1 protein-coding gene is annotated in these 1,669 nt (G+C 73.4%); it reads left to right on the top strand.

Annotated elements, in window-relative coordinates; all coding sequences use genetic code 11:
* Positions 1-258 precede the first annotated feature (258 nt).
* A partial coding sequence (locus tag AC5LUJ_RS05930; protein ID WP_493464591.1) for a hypothetical protein occupies positions 259-1,669 on the top strand: 1,411 nt, incomplete at its 3' end.

Below are 1,669 nucleotides of genomic sequence, written 5' to 3'. Positions count from 1 at the left end.
GGCGACCGTCCAGGCAGCCACTGCCCGGACCACCCAGACGGCGACCGTCCAGGCAGCCGCTGCCCGGACCGTCCGGTCGCTGTCCGGACGGCGACTGTCTGGACAGCGACTGTCGGACCTGCGGCGACAGCGACTGATGTAATGCTGCTGATTCGCAGAGTAAGGATGGCCGCGGACAGGGCGTCCGATCAGCAAACGACACCCTGACAAACGGACGGTATAGCCGCGCTCACACACTGTCGGCTACAGGAGGACGCGTTGGATCCCGCCGACACGGACACGCCGACGACCGTCCAGCCAGCTCCGCCCGCCCCCGGGCCCAGCGCGACACCGGCCCCCGGGCCCAGCGCGACACCGGCCGCGGCCGGCGGTACGCCCGGCCGCGGCCGGCGGCGCGAGAGCCTCCGGCCGCACGCCCTGACCGGGTCGGGCTACCTCCTGCTGGCCCTGCTGCTGACCGCCCGGGTGTGGCCCGACCCGACCCGGAACATCATCGCCGGCAACCCGAACGACACCGCCCTGTACTGCTGGTGGCTGGCACACACCGCACATGCCGTCACCAGCCTGTCGAACCCCTTCGTCACGCACCTGGCGAACGCGCCGGAGGGGATAAACGCGCTGTGGAACACCTCCGTGCTGGTCCCCGGCCTGCTGCTGACGCCGGTGACCCGGGTCGCCGGGCCGGTGGCCTCCTACAACCTGCTCGTCGTGCTGGCGTTCTCGCTGTCCGCGTTCAGCGCCTACCTGTTCGCGCGGAAGCTGCGGGTGCGCGCCGCGGCGGCCGGCGTCGCCGGGCTCGTCTACGGTTTCTCGCCGGCGCTCGTCGCGGCCGGGACAGGACATCTCAGCCTGGCCCTGGCGCCGGCCGTGCCGTTGCTGCTCGGCCTTGTCGTGGACGCCGTCCGGGGGACGCGGCGGCCGGCGCGGACCGGCGTGCTGCTCGGCGTCGGCGCCGGCCTGCAACTGCTGACCGGCGAGGAGGTGCTGCTCATCACCGCGGTGACGGCCGCCGTCGGGATCGTCCTGCTGCTGGCGAGCCGGCCGGAGTATCTCCGCCGGGCCGGCGGGCCACTGCGCGCGTTGGCGATCGCCTTCCTGACCTGCCTGGCGCTGGCCGCGGTGCCGCTGTGGATCCAGTTCTTCGGGCCGTTGCGGGCCCACGGCAGCCCGTTCCTGGCGAACTTCTTCAAGAGCGACCCGACCGGCCTGTACGTCCCTTCCGAACGCCAGTGGCTCGCGACATCCGCGCAGAGCGCGCGGGCGGCCGAGTTCCCCGGCGGCGCGCCGGAGTACATGAACTTCCTCGGCTGGCCCCTGCTGATCGTGTGTCTGTGCGCCGTCGTCCTGGGCTTTCACGACCTGCGGACACGGCTGGCCGGGCTCACCGGCGCGGTGCTGGCGGTTCTCTCCCTGGGCGGGACGCTGCTGGTCAACAACGTGGAGACGGGCCTGCGGCTGCCCTGGGGCCTGGTCGCCGGCCTGCCGGTCTTCGAGGCCGCCCTGCCGAACCGGTTCTCCCTCGGCACGGCCCTGATGGCCGGGCTCGTGCTCGCCTGTGCCCTGGACCGCCTGCCCGCCCGGCTCGGCGCCCCCGGCGTCCCGGCGGCCGCCCGGTTCAGGACCGCCGGTCTCCCCGCGGCCCGGTTCAAGGCCACCGGTGTTCCAGCAA

The organism is Protofrankia sp. CiP1_Cm_nod3 (assembly GCF_982290655.1).
The sequence above is the reverse complement of the archived record's forward strand: the minus strand, read 5'-3'. Positions and strand labels throughout refer to the sequence as shown.